The following is a 17223-nucleotide window of genomic DNA, read 5'->3' on the forward strand; positions in this document are numbered from 1 at the left end:
GAGCTAGAAAAACAACTGCTGGAAAAAAGTGGCTGCCTTGCCCCTGTTCGGCAACTGGGAATGCGACTTGCCTCCCAAGAGGGGCTGTCTCCAGCTGAAGCACTCATCAAAAAAGGGTTTCTGGACGCAGAAAAATACTGCTGGACAGTAGCGGGCCACCTGCGCGCGCACTATGCGCGTTTTGGAAGTTTGAAAATCTGCCAAAAAGGTAAGGAACAGAAGAAGATACTCAAATACTCCGGCGGTCTGTTGGTGCCCGCTGTCGATACCCATGGAAAGGACGTTCTGGCCATCTCTCCCGTTGGCCTTGATCTTACCAAACTTCCGCAGCTACTCCGCGCTGCAAAAGATAGAGGCGGCAAGCCAGTCATCGTAACGCCGGAACATTTGCACCAGCTTGCGGTGACCGCTACCGGAACCTTGCACCTTGCAGATCAAAGCCCTCTAGCATCCGCAAACCGGCGTATGACATCTACGCAGGTCACCGTTCTGGCGTTGTCACCTTCGATGTTCTTCCTTGGTATCCTGCTTGATGTCACGGGGCTCTTTTTCGCTTCCCTTATTGCTTTGAAAGGAACGGCAATCGCGCTTGGAGCAATACGGCTCATTTCGCTCTGGAACCGAAGGCGGCAGGAGGTGCTTCCGCCACCAGTGTCAGGCAACGATCTCCCGCGTTATACGGTTCTTGTTCCGCTCTACAACGAACAGGAGATTTGCAAGCAGATCGTCGAGGCCATTCAGAAGCTTGATTATCCCAAAGACAAACTAGAGGTGATCTTTCTCGTCGAGGCTCATGATGAGACGACCTTGAAAGCCCTGATGAAAGTGCTTCCCTCTTATATGCGCTTCTTCCTTTTGCCTGCTGGGCACCCGCGCACAAAGCCAAGAGCGCTCGCCGCTGGTCTTTCCGTTACCAAAGGCGCTTATGTCACTGTTTTTGATGCAGAAGACCGACCAGAACCCGACCAACTGCGCAAAGCTGTTGCTGCCTTTCGGTATTTGCCGCAGAGCGTAGGGTGTCTGCAAGCTTCGCTTTCCATAGACCACGCGGACGAGGGCTGGCTGGTCCGCCAGTTTGCTTTTGAATACGCCGCGCTCTTCGACCTTCTGCTTCCGTGGTTCTCTCAAAAACGCACGTTTCTGCCTCTTGGCGGAACGTCAAACCACTTCCGCCGCAAGGCCCTGCAACAAACAGGAGGCTGGGACCCTTATAACGTCACAGAGGATGCTGACTTAGGGCTGAGACTGAAACGCAACGGTTTTGAAACGGTGAAGCTCACTTCGACAACCTATGAAGAAGCGCCAACGACGCTCACCGCATGGTTCTCACAAAGAACGCGCTGGCACAAAGGATGGATACAGACGCTGGCGGTGCATCTAAGAGAGCCTTTTAAGCTCTACAAAGAGACAGGCATTTTTGATCTCACCATCTTCCTCATATGGATGGGCGGCGGGTTGTTTTGCTTGTTTCTGGGGCCGCTCACGCTGATTTGCCTTGCCTATCTAATAGTGCTTTCGCTCTTTAGTGGAGGTTTTGCTCCCTTCATAGAGCTAGTCCTCTCGCCATTAGGACTACTAGGAGCATCCAGCGCTGTAATTGGTCTGGTCGGCTCCATGAGCGCTACCTACGCAGCAGCAAAAATGAGAGGGTTAGAGCCAAAGGCGTGGGAGATAGCCACACTTCCCCTTTACTGGGTACTTTCTAGCGCTGCGACTTGGAAGGCTGGCTGGGAATTCTTCTCCCGGCCACATCACTGGCGAAAGACTGCCCACGGCATTGCCAAGCGGCCGACAGGTCCCAGCATTGAAGTCATTACTTAGCCTATGATCTTATCTTGAGAAGGTACCGTATTAACTCTGGCGGGGCTCTAAGTGACTATGGCAGCGCAGCCTTGCTATCATTATTCCCATAGCGCCGCTTCGCTACATAATGGGATGAGACACAAATAAAGGCCTCTCGATTTTTAATATGGTACAGCGCCTTGCCCAGAACCTGTTTGAGCTGCCGCAGCTGGTGTACAACCACCTGCGCGTAAGCGGTGTTGCGCGAAAACTATCGCTTCGCCTCTCCCCGCTTATTGAGGGGCAGGGTGTTGAAGCAGATAAAGAACAGCGCTGGTACACGCCCTACAGCTTGGGCGTATTTGGAGCGATCATCGGTGAACACGCGAGGGACTGGGGCATCGCGGATCGGGAAAGCCTCCTCGGCGCACTGCAGGTCGTCGTTTGGCAACGCACGACGGGAATACAAGATCCATCAATTGGCGAACGCATGTCTCTTGCCAGCATTTCGAACCCTGAGCAGTTTGCAAAAGGCTGGGAGTTCGGTGAGCGGTTCTTTACGGTTCTGAAAGACCCGGACGCTTTCGCTCAGTGTTTCGATTTGGATGAAGCCGTTTCAAGGTCGCCCCTTTTTGATGGTGATGAACTTGAAGATGACGAAGGCGCTCACGCCTACGACTTCTTTTTTGAAGATATAGATCAGGGCGACGAAGACCCTCGGGTGCTCATGGCTTGGAAGATAGTAATGAGCAAGATGGGCGTTTAGAGCTCAAAGCAGGCACTAAGCACGCTTCCATAACTCCAAGATTTACAACTCTAGAAAGATGAGGCTTCACGGTTCAATACAGAGTGTTGGATCCGTTAAGCATTGCGGGAGGGTGGCTTAAAATAAGCGAGTTGCCAAAAAAAGGCTGCTTCGCCAAGAATATACGCAATAATAATTACATTTTTACGATAGAATCCCAAAAATTTATCGCAAAAAATAACCGCCATTGATTTGACTTTACGTAAATTTACGCGCCTAGTTGGGGTGTCGGATCACTGATGTTTCACAAATATCTTTGAGAAGACATTGAGCTTCTTCCTCTAGAAAGCTCCAACCGCTCAGCCACAAGGCTGAATAAAAAGAAAAGCGTTACGTCTTGGATTGACCGCGCAGAAGACGGCTTACCGAGACATAAAACGCGCAATAAGCGGAGATGAAAAATGCCAGGTAGCCGCAATAACATCTTTATTTTTGACGACATCAAGTACGAAGAAAACAACTTCGACTTTGGCGATGCAGAAGCAAAAGCAGACGCAGATGCAGATGCTGGCGCGTGGTCCGGTGCACGGTCCGGTGCAAAGTCTGACTCAGAAGCAGATGCTGACGCAAAAGCAGACGCAGATAGCACATCTAACTCAGATGCGACTTCTAACGCTGACGTTGATGTGGATGTCGACAATCACAACCATAATGGCAATCTCAACGGCAACCTTAATGCTAACCTGAATGCCAATGCTAACCTCAACACAAGCCACACTGATGTTAACGTAGACATCAAGTTGGATGGTGAAGTGGACGGCTTCGGTGATGACAATGACTTCATCGATCTTGATCACGCTAAGGTAGACGGCGATCTGCTTGCAGCGAACAATGGCTCCACCATTGATTATGATCCGGGCGATGACATGACCGCTCACGCTGATGGCGCAGGCAACGATGTTGCGTTCAACATTGTGCAGGTTAACGAGTTGACCGACAAAGACACACTGAATGATCCGGATGTGACCAACAGTGCGTCCTTCAAGCTCGACTTTGACCTTGATGGTGGTAAGGCAGAATCCTCTGACGGTATCGATGCAGTTAAGTCTGACGGCTGGGCTTCCGGCGCAGGTGATGATGCTTCTGTAGCAGGTACAGCTTCTGCGAACGCTGATGCAATTGCCAACACCGATAACTTCAACCAGGAAATCGTAATGGGTGCGAACCTGCAGTACAACGTGGTGGATCAAACCATTGTTGGCGGTAACAACACCTCGACTTCCGTTGGTGAAGACGACAGCGCATAACACCGCTTCGCGCTGAATATTTAGGGGCTCTCTATCCCTAGAGGGCCCCTTCAACGCCTCTTTAGACGCTACTCATCTGCAAAAAGAACCACGATCAACCATTTGATCTCAGGAGAAAAAGAAGATGGGTTATTCGATTGGAACAACCGAAAGCATTACCCATTTTGCTGGGCATTGGCATCTTCTAAACGAAGTCGCTTTTACAAAAGCGTACTATGAAGATTTGAGCCACAGACCTGATAAACCGGCTCTCGAGTGGGCGTTGGAAGAGCCTTACACTGTCCCTTCCTTTGAATACCAATACATTGATATTAATAGTAAAGTAAAGCTCTTGCCGATCAAGAGCGATGACATCGACAGTACCCCCGATCTAGAAAGCGGCTTTCCCGTCAAGGGCGGTGAGGACTTGGGCCTTGCTCTCGGCCAGAGCTTGAGCTTTCGTCTGCCAGCGTATGGTGACGGAGACATCAACTATATCTTCGGTTCTGGTTTCGGTTTCGGTTCAGGTTTTAGAAGCGACACAATACCGCCAGACCTCTACACCTATGGCGAAGACCCCGGCTTTGTTGGCGCTGTCAGACAGGATAACCGCCTGAACGATGAGGACCTGTATCTCGACTATGCGTTTGAGGAGGCAGGGGAATACTACCTCGTCGCAAAAGCTGAAACCTCGGCATTTCTGGAAGGCTTTGCACCTCACATCCCGCTTTGGAACCAGTTTGGCGATCTCAATGTAAATAGTCTTGGTGAGAAGCTTTCGACCACCTTCCATGAGAACAGTCTGAACACGCCTGAGCCAACTTCAGACGTTGTTGATGGGCACACGATCCGCCACATTGGTTTTGAAGAAGGCGAGGGCGGCGAAACCGTCTCGCGTAGTTTTGAAGATGGCCACTCCGTTGACGAGATGGAAGAGCCTGTCGATGCCCTTGCTATCATGAACGACATGATTGACGAGGCGAATGAGCCGGTTACAGGTGCCTTTGAGGAGAAGGACCAATACGTCCAGACCGGCGGTAATACAGCTATCAACAACGCCGTTATCGTTGAAGGTCCCGAGACACTAGGTTCGCTGGTAATTCATGGTGATCATGTTGACCTTAACGCCATCGTTCAGGTCAATGTTCACTCCTCCATCAATCACAGCGATCAGTGGTTTGTGCGCCCAGATGCTGGCCATGACCCTTATTCTCTAGTTAGCAGTATTTTTGGCCAGCCTTCTGGCACGGATACAAGCGGCGATGCGCAATCCAACAACGGTGCCCAGTTTGAACGCACTATCGAGTATGATCCTGCGCCTGTCGAGTTTGGCAAAAGTGGCTGGTTTCCGCGTTGGGACATAGATTTCGCAACCGGTGATTTCTACGACGTTCAAACGATATTCCAGACCAATCATATCATAGATAACGATGTGGTCTCCCTTGACATGTCCAATGATCAGTACAGCCTGATTACGGGTGGCAACTCTGCTTTCAACCTGTCGATCTATTTTGAAATTCCAGAATATTACGACCTGATTATCGTGGGCGGTTCCTTCTATGAAATCAGCTTGATCGCTCAAACAAATATCATTTTTGACAATGACTTAACTGCGCACGACTCTGCCTTTGGCGGACATGACGATGGCTCTTCCAACACATTGCTGAATAACGCGTCGATTGCCGACACGGGCTTCCAGCTTGGCTTCTCACCGCTGACCTCGGATATTATGAGCCTAAGCGAGCAGATCGCTGCTGGTGAAACTTACCTTGATGACCAGCTTCAAAGCATGTTCTCCGGCAATGGCTCCGATACGTTCAACGTGCTGTTTATTTCCGGCAACTACTACGATGTCACTGCCGTTGTTCAAACCAACATCATTGAAGATTCCGACACGATTTCCGGAAGTGGCTTCTCCGAGGATGCCGCTCACGACGTTCAGTTGGACACGAATGGCAACACTGCCATCAACTCGGCCAGCATTGTTGAATATGACAGTGCAGGCCAGCTCAAAGCACTTGGCGGCGAGCAGTACGAAGAAACCTTCTTGATGCAGGCAAACCTGCTCCCCGAGGATATTGGCGGAGAAGAAGGAACGCAGGCGCTAGCGACCGAACTTGTTGTTTTTGCGGTTGATGCGTCCAACGAGAAAGAAACAAGCGGCGATGAAGTCGCGGTCATGGAGTCTGATCCTAACTGCGATATTCTCGGTTCTGTACTGGGTTAGTTATGGTTGAAATTTATAAGAATATAAGCGCCAATTCAGAAGGCGTGACCGTTACTTATGATCACCCCCCCGCGCGTCAGGCGTACTTCTCCAATCTGCTGGCAGGGCCAATACAAGGCCTTTTTGAAACGGCCAGTACCTTTGGTGATTGGTATGCGGAAAGCTTTGCTGGAGGTGCTTGGCAAAAGCGCTTCAAGGCGACAAGCTTTTCCTCTTTTACAGGCAAATGGGGTCGCCGTTTCGAGCAAGAGCGACTATCGAAAGCGACTGCTGAGCCTGAGACCACCTTTGAGCCTTCCCAGCAAGAGGCCAAGGCAAAAGCCGAGCCGCAGCAACAGGGCGCAGCCGATCAGGGCACTCTGCAATCTCAAGGCTCTGGTGAACCGAATGGCAACAAACAAGAGGTCGGCTCTGCCGGCGGCGGTAAAGGTGGTAACACAGATACGCCGCTTCAAAAACGTGGTGGATCACCCGGCTTTAGGGAGATTATGGCGGAAGGGCTTAAGGTCTGCCGCCGTAACCTGATGGTCGTGTTTATCTTCTCCCTTGCGGTGAATATTCTCGTTCTCGCAATTCCTATCTATCTCTTCCAAATCGCAGATAGGGTGCTGACCAGCCGCAGTACCGATACCCTGATTATGCTCACGGTTATCGTTGCTGGCGCGCTGGGCTTTCATGTGCTTCTTGATATGCTGCGCCGGTTCGTTCTCATGCGCACCGCAGTGCATCTGGAAACGCGTCTTGGCGGACCTGTTATGCAGGCTGCGGCAAAGGCATCTTTGGGTGGGTCTAGCCGTGAGTTTCAGGCCCTTGCTGATCTTCAATCGGTCCGTAACTTCATCACTGGTTCTACGCTGCTTACCATCTTTGATGCGCCCGTAGCGCCGCTGTTCCTGTTCGCCGTCTTCCTGATCCACCCGCAGCTTGGGATGATCGTGTTCTGCGCTATTTTGATCCTGCTAGTGGTGGCTATGATCAACCAGCGTCTAACCGCTGTTCCATTTGGCCGCGCCAACGCATTCGCCACGCGGGCGAACCTGAAAGCGGACGCAATGTCACGAAACTCTCAGGTCATCAACGCCATGGGTATGGTGCCTGAAAGCGTGATGATGTGGGGTAGAGACACCGCTGAATCCCTAAAAGCACAGGTGATCGCGCAGGACCGCAATATCATCATGGCCTCAGTGTCCAAGGGCGTGCGCTTGGCAACCCAGATCACGATGCTTGGATGGGGTGCGTTTCTGGCGCTGGATAGCGAAATTTCCGGCGGTATGGTGATTGCAGGCTCCATCATCGGTTCCCGCGCTTTGACCCCAGTAGAAGGCACCATTGAGGGCTGGAAGAGCCTTATTCAGGCCCGCTCTGCTTACGGTCGTATCCGCGGGCTTCTTGCAAGCTCGCCCCTTAATATCGAGCGCCTGCGCCTCCCAGCGCCAAAGGGCCGTGTAAACGTGGAGCGTGTTCTGTTCGTTCCCAAGCCAAGTAAAAAGGTGATCCTCAACGGTATCACTTTCCAGCTTGAGCCGGGTGAAAGCATGGCCATTATTGGCAACTCCGGTGCGGGTAAATCGACCCTTGCCAAGATGCTCGTCGGTTCTATTTCGCCAACAGCAGGCAATATCCGCATCGACCGAATGGACCTACGCAACTGGGACCCGCGCCAGCTTGGCGAGACGATCGGCTACCTGCCGCAGGACGTGCAGCTCTTCCCGGCGACCATCAAAGAGAACATCGCCCGCATGCGCTCGGATGCAACGGATGACCTAATCTTCCGCGCAGCAGAAATGGCAGACGTGCACAATATGATCTCCGGCTTCCACGAGGGCTATGAGACCATTATCTCCGTCGATGGTGCGCCTCTTTCCGGCGGCCAGAAACAGCGGATCGGCCTTGCCCGTGCCTTCTATGGCAATCCTCAATTGGTGGTGCTGGATGAGCCGAACTCCAACCTTGACCCTATGGGTGAAAAAGCGCTCGCCCGTGCTCTGCTAAGAGCGCAGCAAGAGGGCATTACCTCAATCGTTATTACCCAGAGACCGGGCCTATTGAAGAGCGTCGATAAAATTCTCGTGCTCAAAAACGGCAGTGTTCAGATGGTTGGGCCACGTGATGAGGTGCTGGAGAAAATCCAAATTGGTCGTCGCAGCACTGATAACCAAGAAGTGCCACCAACTATTGATGCCAAGCCGGAAAAACCATCCGCGCCCCAGATCGACGTTTAAAGCAACCATAGTTTAGGGCGCAGTAGACCTCGCCCAATAAGAATTCGGCAAAATAATAAGAAGAGGAGCCGAACCAGATGTCTAATCCGCGATTAACACATAACAACTGGTATCACGACGTTCCGCATAGTGTGCGGATGCCTGTCATGTTGGGTTTTTCGTTGCTGGGTATTCTGGTGGTCGGTTTTGGTGTGTGGGCAGCAGCAGCACCAATTGCAGGCGCTATCATTGCCTCTGGCTCGTTTGTGGTCACCGGACAAAATCAGATTATTCAGCACCTTGAGGGCGGAATTATTGAAGAAATTCTCGTTCAAGAAGGTGATCTGGTTGAAAAAGGCGATGTCCTTATCCGCTTGGAAAAAACCTCATCGCTTGCCAACCTGCGCCGTTTGGAGCTGCGCAAAATTCGACTTGATGCGATGGAATCCAGACTTTCCGCCTTCATCAAGGGGCAGGATAAACTGGTGTTTCCGATTGCGGTGACAGAAAGAGCAAATGATCCTGAAGTGCAGGAGATCATTGAATCCCAGCATGAGGCCTTTGCTGTTGATGTCGGCCAGCTCGCCAATGAAGTCGCGATTTTGAACTACACCATCGACAGCCTGAAGCAGCGGCAAACAGGTAACGTCGCCCAGCAAGACGCAGCCCGCGAGCAGGTATCCTTGTTGGATGATGAGCTGAAGGCAAAGCACCGTCTGTTGGAGAAGAACCTCATCCGTATGCCGGAAATTCTCGCTCTGCAGCGGGCGCAAGCTAACTTGCGTGGCGACATTGGCCGCCTGATTGCTGAAAATGGCGATATCGAAGAGCGTATTGCCAAGACAAGTGAAGAAATTTTGCGCGTTAAGTCACTTGCACGGCAAAGGGCAACCGCTCACCTGCAAGAGGTTGAAGCGCAGTTAGATGACGTGACAGAACAGATCCGCTCATCAGAAGATGTATTGAAACGGGTAAAGATCGTGTCGCCAACCAAAGGGGTGGTCTCCGATATGCGCTACCATACACCGGGCGGTGTTATTGAAAGTGGTAAGGCCATTATGGAGGTTGTTCCGGTGCACAACGAGATGCTTCTTGAAGTGCGCATTCGCCCGCAAGATATCGACAATATCTCTATCGGTCAGGAAGCAGGCGTTCGGCTAACCGCTCTTAATCAAAGAACCACCCCTGTCATGAAAGGGCAGGTGGTTTATGTGTCCGCAGATGCGCGCCCAACTGATGCGATTGGCGAGACTGGCGAGGTCTACTTTGCCCGTGTTAGCCTTGATACGCAGGACGTTGGAACCTTTGGTGCGCATATGAAAGACTTTCAGCCAACACCGGGTATGCCAGCGGAGGTTCACATCGTCACAACGGAGCGAACCTTCTTTGAGTATCTGACCCAGCCAATTAGAGACAGTATGGCTAGAGCCTTTAAAGAGCACTAGATACAAAAACGGCCCGCAATAGCGGGCCGTTTCGCAATTCACTCGTAATGAGTAAATTTAGATTACTGCGCTTACCTTGGTGCCCAGAACAGGGAACTCAGCTTCAACTTTAGAACCTACTGGGTAGAAGGTGCAGCCGGAGAAGGTGCCGCAAGTAACGATCTGGCCAGCTTTAAAGCCGCCAATGTGACCGCCGATTTTCGCAGCAGCAGCTTTGAATACGTTGAACGGGTTACCGGTACCGCATTTGGTTGCGCCGTCGATGATGGTTTTGCCATCGATAACCAGCTTGAGGGTCTGTTCTTCCAGAGCCGCAGGATCAACGTTCTTGACTTCGTCACCAATGATGAAGCCCATGTTGGTCAGGTTGTCTGCGATCTTCAGGTTGAGATCAGCAGCAGCAGGATCAGCAAGGCGGCTGCCTACCAGTTCGATAACCATCAGAACGCGGGAGATGGAAGCCTTCAGCTCTTCATCAGAAGCAGGCGCTTCGGTGATGTCTTTTGCAAGTTCAAAAGCCAGCTCAACTTCGATGCCCAGTGGAATGCCTGCGCCGTTTTCGAAGAAGGTTGCGCCGCTTTCTTTCACGTCGCTCTTAAAGATAGGTGCGTAGATGGAAGTTCCTTCAGGATCGAAAGCAACTTTCCATGCTGCAACAGGGCCGAATTCGCCAGCAACTTCTTCCTGAATCTGGAAGGCTTCGTCGCGGGAAAGGGCTTCAGAAGGATAGTTTTCTACTGCGATAAGTTCAGCAGACTTTCTGCTTTCGCAGTAAGCTTGGGACACAGCGTGCATGATCAGCTCCAAAATGGTGGCTTGTTGTTAAGAGCGTTGTTTGAGGAAGGTGTATCCCAGCATGTCTATCCCTGAAATAGGGCAGGATGTAGCATCAACAACATTGCAATGATCCCGGCATAGATTTGCTAGTGAAGCCAAGGGGCTTGCAGGCTCTCGAACGTGAGCGGACAAGGGTTGCCTTCGTAATATCGATCAAGCACTTGCTGAAAGAGGCTGTTGTCTTTGGCAACGATTTGGAAAAGTGTGGCACTACTGCGTAGCTTTAGTGCATCAACGGGGCCAAGGATGTCCTCGGCGCTTTTTTCCTCATGCTGCAGCATAAGCTGAAAGGCCTCTTTGAGCCGTGGTCCAAGCACTGGGTGGTCCAGATAGGCGCGTGCTTCATCCCGATCCTCGATCCCGAAATAGTGGGCAGTTCCAGAACGGCCGAGCTTGCGTAGCTGAGGGAACACAAACCACATCCAGTGGCTTTGTTTGTCACCGGCCTTCAACTCCTCAACCACCTGAGAAAAAACGGGGTCTTGAGCAAGCAAAAAGCGATCAAGATCATCTTTACTGGGATGGGTCATGGTCCGATCTCAAGCAGGGCTAATCTTCAAGTCAGTCTAGCACAAAACCGGGAGACCTAGGCCTCCCGGCGCTCTTATTTTATCTACGACGACCGCCACCGCGCCGTGCTTTGCCGCCACCACGATTGCGTGGTGCAGAGCGGGCCTGCCGGTTTGGTGCGCCTCTTGTTGCTCTATGCTTGTGGGCCTTGCGGTTGCCGACCTGTCTATGTTTCCTGTCCTTGGAAAGGTGTGCAGGGGCTTTTCTGTTTGAAGGCCGAGCTGCGCTCTTCCTGTTGGTTGCCTTAGGCTTTTTGACTGCCGGACGGGTCGCCTTTTTGTCCCGTGTAGCTGGTCTTGTTGCTTTGGGCCTGTCTGCGGCAGGGCGGTTTGCCTGAGGCCGGTCACCAGCAGGGCGGTTGAAGCCGGGCCTGTCTTTATCTCCAGCTGGGCGGTTAACGGCCGGTCTATTTCTGTCTCCTGCAGGACGATTGGCAGGCCGTAGCTTATCGCGGTCAATGTTCTTGATGTTATCGCGGTTCAGCTTGTTGAGGGCACCTGCTCCAACTGCACCGCCTATTGCACCAGCTGCTGCTGCACCAAGCGCGTCCCTATCGATGTTAAGGTTCTCCGGCCTATCAACGCCTTTCCAGTCCCGCCCTTCAAAGCGCTGCCAGTCACCGTTTTTCTGGCGGTAGACCTGCCCATCGCGGCCCGCGAAAATCTCGCCGCGACGGCCTCGCTGCACAAGATTGGCGCGTGCATCACCGCGCTTCCAGTTACGGTCACCGCCGCCGCGTCCTCTGGCCCAGTCAGAGCCAAGTTTCACGCCGCCAGTCTTCCACGAGCCGTAGATGCCGCGTCCTCCAGCGGCAAAGAACTTGTTTCCGGTAACGGGGTTGGTTGCGGCGATGAAACCGGCGCGGCCTAACGGTCCGCTATAAACGCCGCCGCGAATGTATCTACCTGTCGACGGGTTATAGACGCGCCCAAAGGCAAGGCCGCGATAAGGGCCGTATGCGTAGCCGTAGTTGCCAAAGACGCCGCGTGCGGGGCTATAGAATATACCCGAGCCGTATGTGATTGGCCGTGGGAAATAAGGCGGCCTGTAACCGGGGCGCCATGGACGCCAGTAAGGGCGGTGATAGTAGCCGCTGCCGTAAACGAAGGTATCCCAAGCCAGATAACTCCAAAGGTAGCCCATGGTGTAACCGAACCACACAGCAGCTGGAGCGCCATCGACGGCAGGTTCACTTTCGTAAACGCGCACATACGTGGTGTTGTAAACCGGAGAACTTGGTGGAATGGAGTAGATTTCCTCCGGCACATCGGTTGCAACTTCCCAAGGCCCTTCAGGGCTTGGCCCAACAAACCAGACGCCATCTTGAACAACGTAGTATTTGTCGCCCACCTGAATGATCTGGCTGGAGGTGTTCACGCCATAGGAGAGGGACGTGCCTTCAATCGGCTGAAAGTCGGGATCTCCGGCAAACACCACATCAGGCTGGACAGAGCCGAGCTCCACCCGTGCTTTGCTGGGAATGTTTGCCAGAAGACGGGCTTCGGCGCTTTCTGAGGTGCCCGGAACCGATGAGCGTACACTGTAGTAGGGCGCATCAGCCGGAATTTGCAGGAAGTCCTGCGGCAGGTCAGTCGTTGCAAAGGTCCAAGGACCATCAAGGGAGGCGGAAGAGAACCAGCGGCCTGATGTCAAGATAAACCACTTGTTCTCGTCCGTATGGAAAAACACATCGCTGTCAGAGTTGGAAGCCCATTGCAGCTTGGTGTTTGGCACATCCTCAAGCTTAGGTTCGCCGTCAAACAACAACAGTTCCGACGGGCGGTCCGCATAAAGAACCTCAGGAACCGGCCGGTCCCCAAACCCCTTGTTGGGGACAGCTTCACGCGCTGCATTCAGGCTCTCGTCCTGTGGCAGCTTGGAAAAGACGGTAGGCAATTCTTTCGCCGCAGACCATGGGCCTTTAAGGTCACTAGCGCTCAGCCAAGCGCCGTCATCCAGAAGGTAATAGGTGTTGGTGCTTTCATCTCTAAACAGATCCCAGTTGGTGTTCACGATGAAAAACAGCCCGTCTGCACCTGTCACCGGCGCTTCAATAGCTTCGCCATCGGTTTGCAACAGAACGGTAGGTTTGCTTGCATGGTAGATCGGCGGCGGATCCGCTTTAATGCCTGCAACGTTCACCATCTGCTCAGTGTCGGCAAGGCTTGCTGCAAGTGTTGACTTAGAAAGGGTAATCGCCTCCACTGGCAGAAGTTTTCCAACTTCCAAAGACAGCTTTGCCAGCTCATCCTTTGAAAGCGTAGAGAAGTTCAATCCCGCAAGCTTTACATCCGTGACCATAACTTCATCGGAATCGGCATTGCTGAAGGTTTTGCCTTCAACGTCCAGTATTCCAAATATGGGAGCAGCTTTCGCATCGCTCCGGTACTCGGTTGCTACCAGAGCTTTCAGCGTGCTGTAGTCTGTCCACTCGCTTATCTGCGGTTCGTAAAGAACGAGAACCGCGCCATCCTGCGTTTGGAAGGTCCGCGGCCAGCCGCCTTCTTCCTCACTCATTGTCAGGTATTCGCCGCTGATAAAACCGTTGGCCCCTTCGTGGGAGATCGCACACCAGCTTCCACTCTCGTCACAGTTGTCGACGCTGACCTGTGTTCCTTGAGGGATGGTGTTGACGACCGGATAGGTGGTTCCCGGTCCCTGTCGCAGGTTCACATTGGCTGTCACACTACCGGTGTAGGCAAGTGCGCTGGGGGAGGTAAGCACAGTGCAGATAAACAGGCTGGCAAGTTTGTTCATGCCGTATTGGCTCCTTACTGGAGTGCCCACTTCATCCGGCGCACCAAAGGCGGCGCTGCCAGTCGTGGATCTTGCGGCATACTATAAACTACATATCTGAGATTTTCTAAGAATTGACCTATATAGTTTTCGTCGGTGCGGCTAAAACGTTGGCAAGGGTAAAGAAAACTCTGAATTCTCGGTAAAAATCTTTGTTTCTGCCAAACATTCGCGCCACATTCTAAAACATATTGAACTTGGTCGCTTCCGTCTTAATTACGAAAGTCATCGCACTACAGGAACTACTATGCGTGAACAGTTGCGTACGCTTATTGAAAGCCGCGAGTGGGAATACACAATTGTTGCAATTATCATTCTCAATGCCGTAACGCTCGGTCTTGAAACGAGTAATTCTATGATGGCCGCCTATGGCGGACTGCTGACAACAATTGATCGGGTGATCCTCGCCATTTTTGTGGTTGAGCTGACAGTGCGTATCTACGCGTTTGGTCCAAGCTTCTTCAAAGGCCCGTGGAATATTTTTGACTCGGTGATTATCGGCATTGCACTGGTACCAGCTGCTGGCCCTGCCGCCGTTCTCCGTTCCCTACGTATCTTGCGTGTTCTGCGCCTTATCTCGGTCGTTCCTTCGCTGCGACGGGTTATCGGCGGCTTGATTGCAGCACTTCCGGGGATGGGATCAATCGTCCTGCTGATGACATTGGTCTTCTACATCTTCTCGGTTATGGCAACAAAGCTATATGGCGAGGCGTTCCCTGAGTGGTTCGGCAATATTTTCTCCTCAGCTTACACGCTCTTCCAGGTGATGACCCTTGAAAGCTGGAGCATGGGTATTGTGCGTCCTGTTATGGATGTTTACCCACTGGCTTGGATGTTCTTCCTACCGTTCATCCTCTGCACCGCTTTCACGGTATTGAACCTGTTTATTGGTATCATCGTTTCTGCCATGCAGCAGGAGCATGAAGAAACCGCTGAAGCTGATCGTCAGGCGATCCATTCAGAAACAGAGCAGGTGCTGCTGGAGGTAAAGGCAATGCGTGAGGAAATCTCCGCACTGCGCCAGCAGCTTAGCTCCAAAGAAGGCGCAGGCTCCTAACGCAGATAGGGCAGATACCTCCCGTACACAAAAAGTTGCAGGGACTTTCTGACCAAATTCTGGAATTGTCTTCCCGTTGGCTTCATGATGCCAGCGGGAGATAATTGAGGACGCTGCGATGTTTGACGCTCAGGCGCGCAAACTTATAGACCCACCGCTCAACGCTATTGGAAAACAGCTTGCCAATCTTGGAATTCGCGCCAACTGGGTGACGGTTATTGGCTTGGGGTTTGGCCTGTGCGCAGCGGTTTGTATCGGCTATGGAGCGTTCGTTGCCGCACTGGGGTTTGTTGCTCTCAACCGCTTGTGTGATGGGTTGGACGGCGCGGTCGCACGGGCGACCTCTGCAAGTGACCTCGGCGGCTTTCTGGATATCATCTTCGACTTTGTATTCTACGGCTCTATTCCGCTTGCCTTTGCCATTTACGCGCCGCAGGAAAACGCTCTACCTGCAGCTCTTCTCCTTTTCAGCTTCTACCTCACAGGCGCAAGCTTTCTCGCCTTTGCAATCCTTGCGCAAAAGCTCAATCTGACAACGGAAAAGCAAGGCAAGAAGTCTTTCTTCTACCTCAGAGGGCTAGCAGAGGGCGGAGAGACAATAGCCGTCTTTGTGCTGTTTTGCCTGTTCCCACAATGGTTCGCAGTTATCGCCATATCCTTCGCCGCCCTGTGCCTTGTGTCTGCAGCGGTGAGGGTCGTCGATGTTTATTCGATACTAAGCGAAATCAGGAAGTAGCTTGTTCTGTCTTGGGTATCCAACGAAGCCCAAGAAGAATGATCACAATCGGTATGATGCAGGTACTCAGGAACAACGCACCGTAGCTGTTGGTCTGGGCAAGGATCGTTGACGCAAAGCTGGTGTAAATCGTTCCGCCAAGTAGCTGCATAGCCTGACATATTCCACTTGCTTGCCCATGCTTGCTTGGGTCGACAGCCGTCGTTATCGCTCGTCTTACCGGCACATAATAAAACGGAAGCGTGAAACCCCATACGAACATGGGTAGCACAAGCACCCAATAGGTGCCCAACTGCGTTCCAAGCGCGATAGCTGCCGCCGCGCCGCAACCAACTGCAAGGGCGGTAAGCGATAGCCGCCGTGCGCTATACTTGTCCGCAAGTGTGCCGCACCAAAGGGATGTGAGGCTGAGATGAATGACGGCAGGCAGCATTGCAATGCCCGTCATAAGGGGCGAAAGCTTGAGTACTTGCTGCATGTAGAGCGGCAGAAACACTGTGAAGGCGATATTGATCATCTGACCGCCAAAGACCATGAGGTTTAAAGCGGTAAAGCTGCGACTTTTGAAAAGATCGACTTCGAGAAATGCTCGGGGGTTGCCAAGACCATCCTTGATGAACCACCAGACAAGCAAAATGCCGATAACAAGAAACGGCAGGGAGAGCGAATAGCCCCACTCAGGCACTTGCATCACAGCAAACACAAACGCGCCCATGCCGAAGGTGAACAGCGCCATACCTTTTGCATCCAGATAGCTGGCATCTGATCCTTTTTCTGGGCGTGCATCATCACCGGTTTTTGCGCCCGTAATGATAACAATCGCCGCGATTACCAGAACAATGGGAATGTTGATCCAGAAGATCGCACGCCATGTAATCAACTCGGAAAAAGCACCTCCAACGAAGGGGCCAAGAGCCATCGCGGTTCCGCCCGTTGCGGTCTGGATACCATAGGCAAGGCCACGCTGCTCTGGAGCGAACGTATTGGCAATAATGGCCATGCAGCAGGGAAAAATGAGAGCAGCCCCAAACCCTTGCAGCAGGCGAGCGGCGATGATGGTGGTCTCGTCAAAGGCTAAACCGCAGCCAGCTGATGCAACGCCAAAGCAAATAAGCCCGATATGGAAGAGCCGCATTCGGCCAAACACATCGGCAAGTCTGCCGCCAATTGCAACGCCAACGGCGATAACGAAGAAGTAGGCGTTGATGACCCAGTGGGCCTCGATTGTCGTGAGCGAGAGGTCTTTTTGTATCGTCGGCAGGGCAACGCCAACAACAGTCTGATCGAGAACGATGAGCGAAAGAACTCCGCCCATAGCGCCCAAAACCCACCAGCGTTTTGTATCTTCAGACTGTGCTGCCATTTGTGCTCCTCGGCCCGTCGTTCTATGGCGACGATAGTTGAGTGGCGCGAACCTGCTTATCTGCGATATTCTACTTATAAGTTCGGTTTGCTTTACCAGTTGGTACTGAAGCACTTGCCGGTAAAGGCAAAACTGGAATAGCATATAAGTATTAAGTAGTCCTTTGAGGCGAGCCTAG

Annotated in this window: 12 protein-coding genes; 8 read left to right on the top strand and 4 right to left on the bottom strand. The window is 52.4% G+C overall.

What is annotated here, in order from left to right; translation table 11 throughout:
* Positions 1-60 precede the first annotated feature (60 nt).
* The 6 genes from E1162_RS16115 (at position 61) to E1162_RS16140 (ending at position 9686) form a co-directional block, all read left to right on the top strand.
* On the top strand, positions 61-1821 hold the full coding sequence (locus E1162_RS16115; RefSeq protein WP_155133256.1) for a glycosyltransferase: 1761 nt from the start codon (positions 61-63) through the stop codon (positions 1819-1821).
* Between the two features lie 148 nt (positions 1822-1969).
* Positions 1970-2548 carry a hypothetical protein gene (locus tag E1162_RS16120; RefSeq protein ID WP_155133259.1) on the top strand — a complete coding sequence of 193 codons (579 nt, stop codon included), beginning with the start codon at positions 1970-1972 and terminating at the stop codon, positions 2546-2548.
* A gap of 440 nt (positions 2549-2988) precedes the next feature.
* Positions 2989-3834 carry a hypothetical protein gene (locus E1162_RS16125; protein ID WP_155133262.1) on the top strand — a complete coding sequence of 282 codons (846 nt, stop codon included), beginning with the start codon at positions 2989-2991 and terminating at the stop codon, positions 3832-3834.
* A 124-nt stretch (positions 3835-3958) separates the two neighbouring features.
* Positions 3959-6040: a hypothetical protein gene (locus E1162_RS16130; RefSeq protein ID WP_155133265.1), complete on the top strand. Its 2082-nt coding sequence runs from the start codon at positions 3959-3961 to the stop codon at positions 6038-6040.
* A gap of 2 nt (positions 6041-6042) precedes the next feature.
* The gene (locus tag E1162_RS16135) at positions 6043-8262 is read left to right on the top strand and encodes a type I secretion system permease/ATPase (protein WP_257099054.1); all 2220 of its coding nucleotides are present in this window, start codon (positions 6043-6045) and stop codon (positions 8260-8262) included.
* A gap of 77 nt (positions 8263-8339) precedes the next feature.
* Positions 8340-9686 carry an HlyD family type I secretion periplasmic adaptor subunit gene (locus E1162_RS16140; RefSeq protein WP_257099055.1) on the top strand — a complete coding sequence of 449 codons (1347 nt, stop codon included), beginning with the start codon at positions 8340-8342 and terminating at the stop codon, positions 9684-9686.
* A 57-nt stretch (positions 9687-9743) separates the two neighbouring features.
* Here the strand turns inward: E1162_RS16140 and E1162_RS16145 are convergent, their stop codons facing one another.
* The 3 genes from E1162_RS16145 to E1162_RS16155 form a co-directional block, all read right to left on the bottom strand.
* Positions 9744-10481 (bottom strand): fumarylacetoacetate hydrolase family protein, encoded by a 738-nt coding sequence (locus E1162_RS16145; RefSeq protein ID WP_155133268.1) that lies wholly within the window; start codon positions 10479-10481, stop codon positions 9744-9746.
* A gap of 128 nt (positions 10482-10609) precedes the next feature.
* Positions 10610-11053 (bottom strand): DUF1810 domain-containing protein, encoded by a 444-nt coding sequence (locus E1162_RS16150; protein ID WP_155133271.1) that lies wholly within the window; start codon positions 11051-11053, stop codon positions 10610-10612.
* A 79-nt stretch (positions 11054-11132) separates the two neighbouring features.
* The gene (locus E1162_RS16155) at positions 11133-13850 is read right to left on the bottom strand and encodes an SH3 domain-containing protein (RefSeq protein ID WP_155133274.1); all 2718 of its coding nucleotides are present in this window, start codon (positions 13848-13850) and stop codon (positions 11133-11135) included.
* 286 nt (positions 13851-14136) lie between these two features.
* Here E1162_RS16155 and E1162_RS16160 point away from each other — a divergent pair, with 286 nt between their 5' ends.
* Together E1162_RS16160 and E1162_RS16165 are read left to right on the top strand one after the other, a co-directional pair.
* On the top strand, positions 14137-14946 hold the full coding sequence (locus E1162_RS16160; RefSeq protein WP_155133277.1) for an ion transporter: 810 nt from the start codon (positions 14137-14139) through the stop codon (positions 14944-14946).
* A gap of 118 nt (positions 14947-15064) precedes the next feature.
* Positions 15065-15682: a CDP-alcohol phosphatidyltransferase family protein gene (locus tag E1162_RS16165; protein WP_155133280.1), complete on the top strand. Its 618-nt coding sequence runs from the start codon at positions 15065-15067 to the stop codon at positions 15680-15682.
* On the opposite strand, the gene E1162_RS16170 is transcribed toward E1162_RS16165, so the two are convergent.
* On the bottom strand, positions 15672-17045 hold the full coding sequence (locus tag E1162_RS16170; protein WP_257099056.1) for an MFS transporter: 1374 nt from the start codon (positions 17043-17045) through the stop codon (positions 15672-15674). The two genes, E1162_RS16165 and E1162_RS16170, sit on opposite strands and share 11 nt — an antisense overlap.
* Positions 17046-17223: the final 178 nt, after the last annotated feature.

This window comes from Pseudovibrio flavus, assembly GCF_009711345.1.
Lineage (GTDB): Bacteria > Pseudomonadota > Alphaproteobacteria > Rhizobiales > Stappiaceae > Pseudovibrio > Pseudovibrio flavus.

Excerpts from the sequence above, each read along its gene's own strand:
- E1162_RS16115 (WP_155133256.1), top strand. The coding sequence starts at position 61 with ATGCGACTTGCCTCCCAAGAGGGGCTGTCTCCAGCTGAAGCACTCATC.
- E1162_RS16120 (WP_155133259.1), top strand. The coding sequence starts at position 1,970 with ATGGTACAGCGCCTTGCCCAGAACCTGTTTGAGCTGCCGCAGCTGGTG.
- E1162_RS16125 (WP_155133262.1), top strand. The coding sequence starts at position 2,989 with ATGCCAGGTAGCCGCAATAACATCTTTATTTTTGACGACATCAAGTAC.
- E1162_RS16130 (WP_155133265.1), top strand. The coding sequence starts at position 3,959 with ATGGGTTATTCGATTGGAACAACCGAAAGCATTACCCATTTTGCTGGG.
- E1162_RS16135 (WP_257099054.1), top strand. The coding sequence starts at position 6,043 with ATGGTTGAAATTTATAAGAATATAAGCGCCAATTCAGAAGGCGTGACC.
- E1162_RS16140 (WP_257099055.1), top strand. The coding sequence starts at position 8,340 with ATGTCTAATCCGCGATTAACACATAACAACTGGTATCACGACGTTCCG.
- E1162_RS16145 (WP_155133268.1), bottom strand. The coding sequence starts at position 10,481 with ATGCACGCTGTGTCCCAAGCTTACTGCGAAAGCAGAAAGTCTGCTGAA.
- E1162_RS16150 (WP_155133271.1), bottom strand. The coding sequence starts at position 11,053 with ATGACCCATCCCAGTAAAGATGATCTTGATCGCTTTTTGCTTGCTCAA.
- E1162_RS16155 (WP_155133274.1), bottom strand. The coding sequence starts at position 13,850 with ATGAACAAACTTGCCAGCCTGTTTATCTGCACTGTGCTTACCTCCCCC.
- E1162_RS16160 (WP_155133277.1), top strand. The coding sequence starts at position 14,137 with ATGCGTGAACAGTTGCGTACGCTTATTGAAAGCCGCGAGTGGGAATAC.
- E1162_RS16165 (WP_155133280.1), top strand. The coding sequence starts at position 15,065 with ATGTTTGACGCTCAGGCGCGCAAACTTATAGACCCACCGCTCAACGCT.
- E1162_RS16170 (WP_257099056.1), bottom strand. The coding sequence starts at position 17,045 with ATGGCAGCACAGTCTGAAGATACAAAACGCTGGTGGGTTTTGGGCGCT.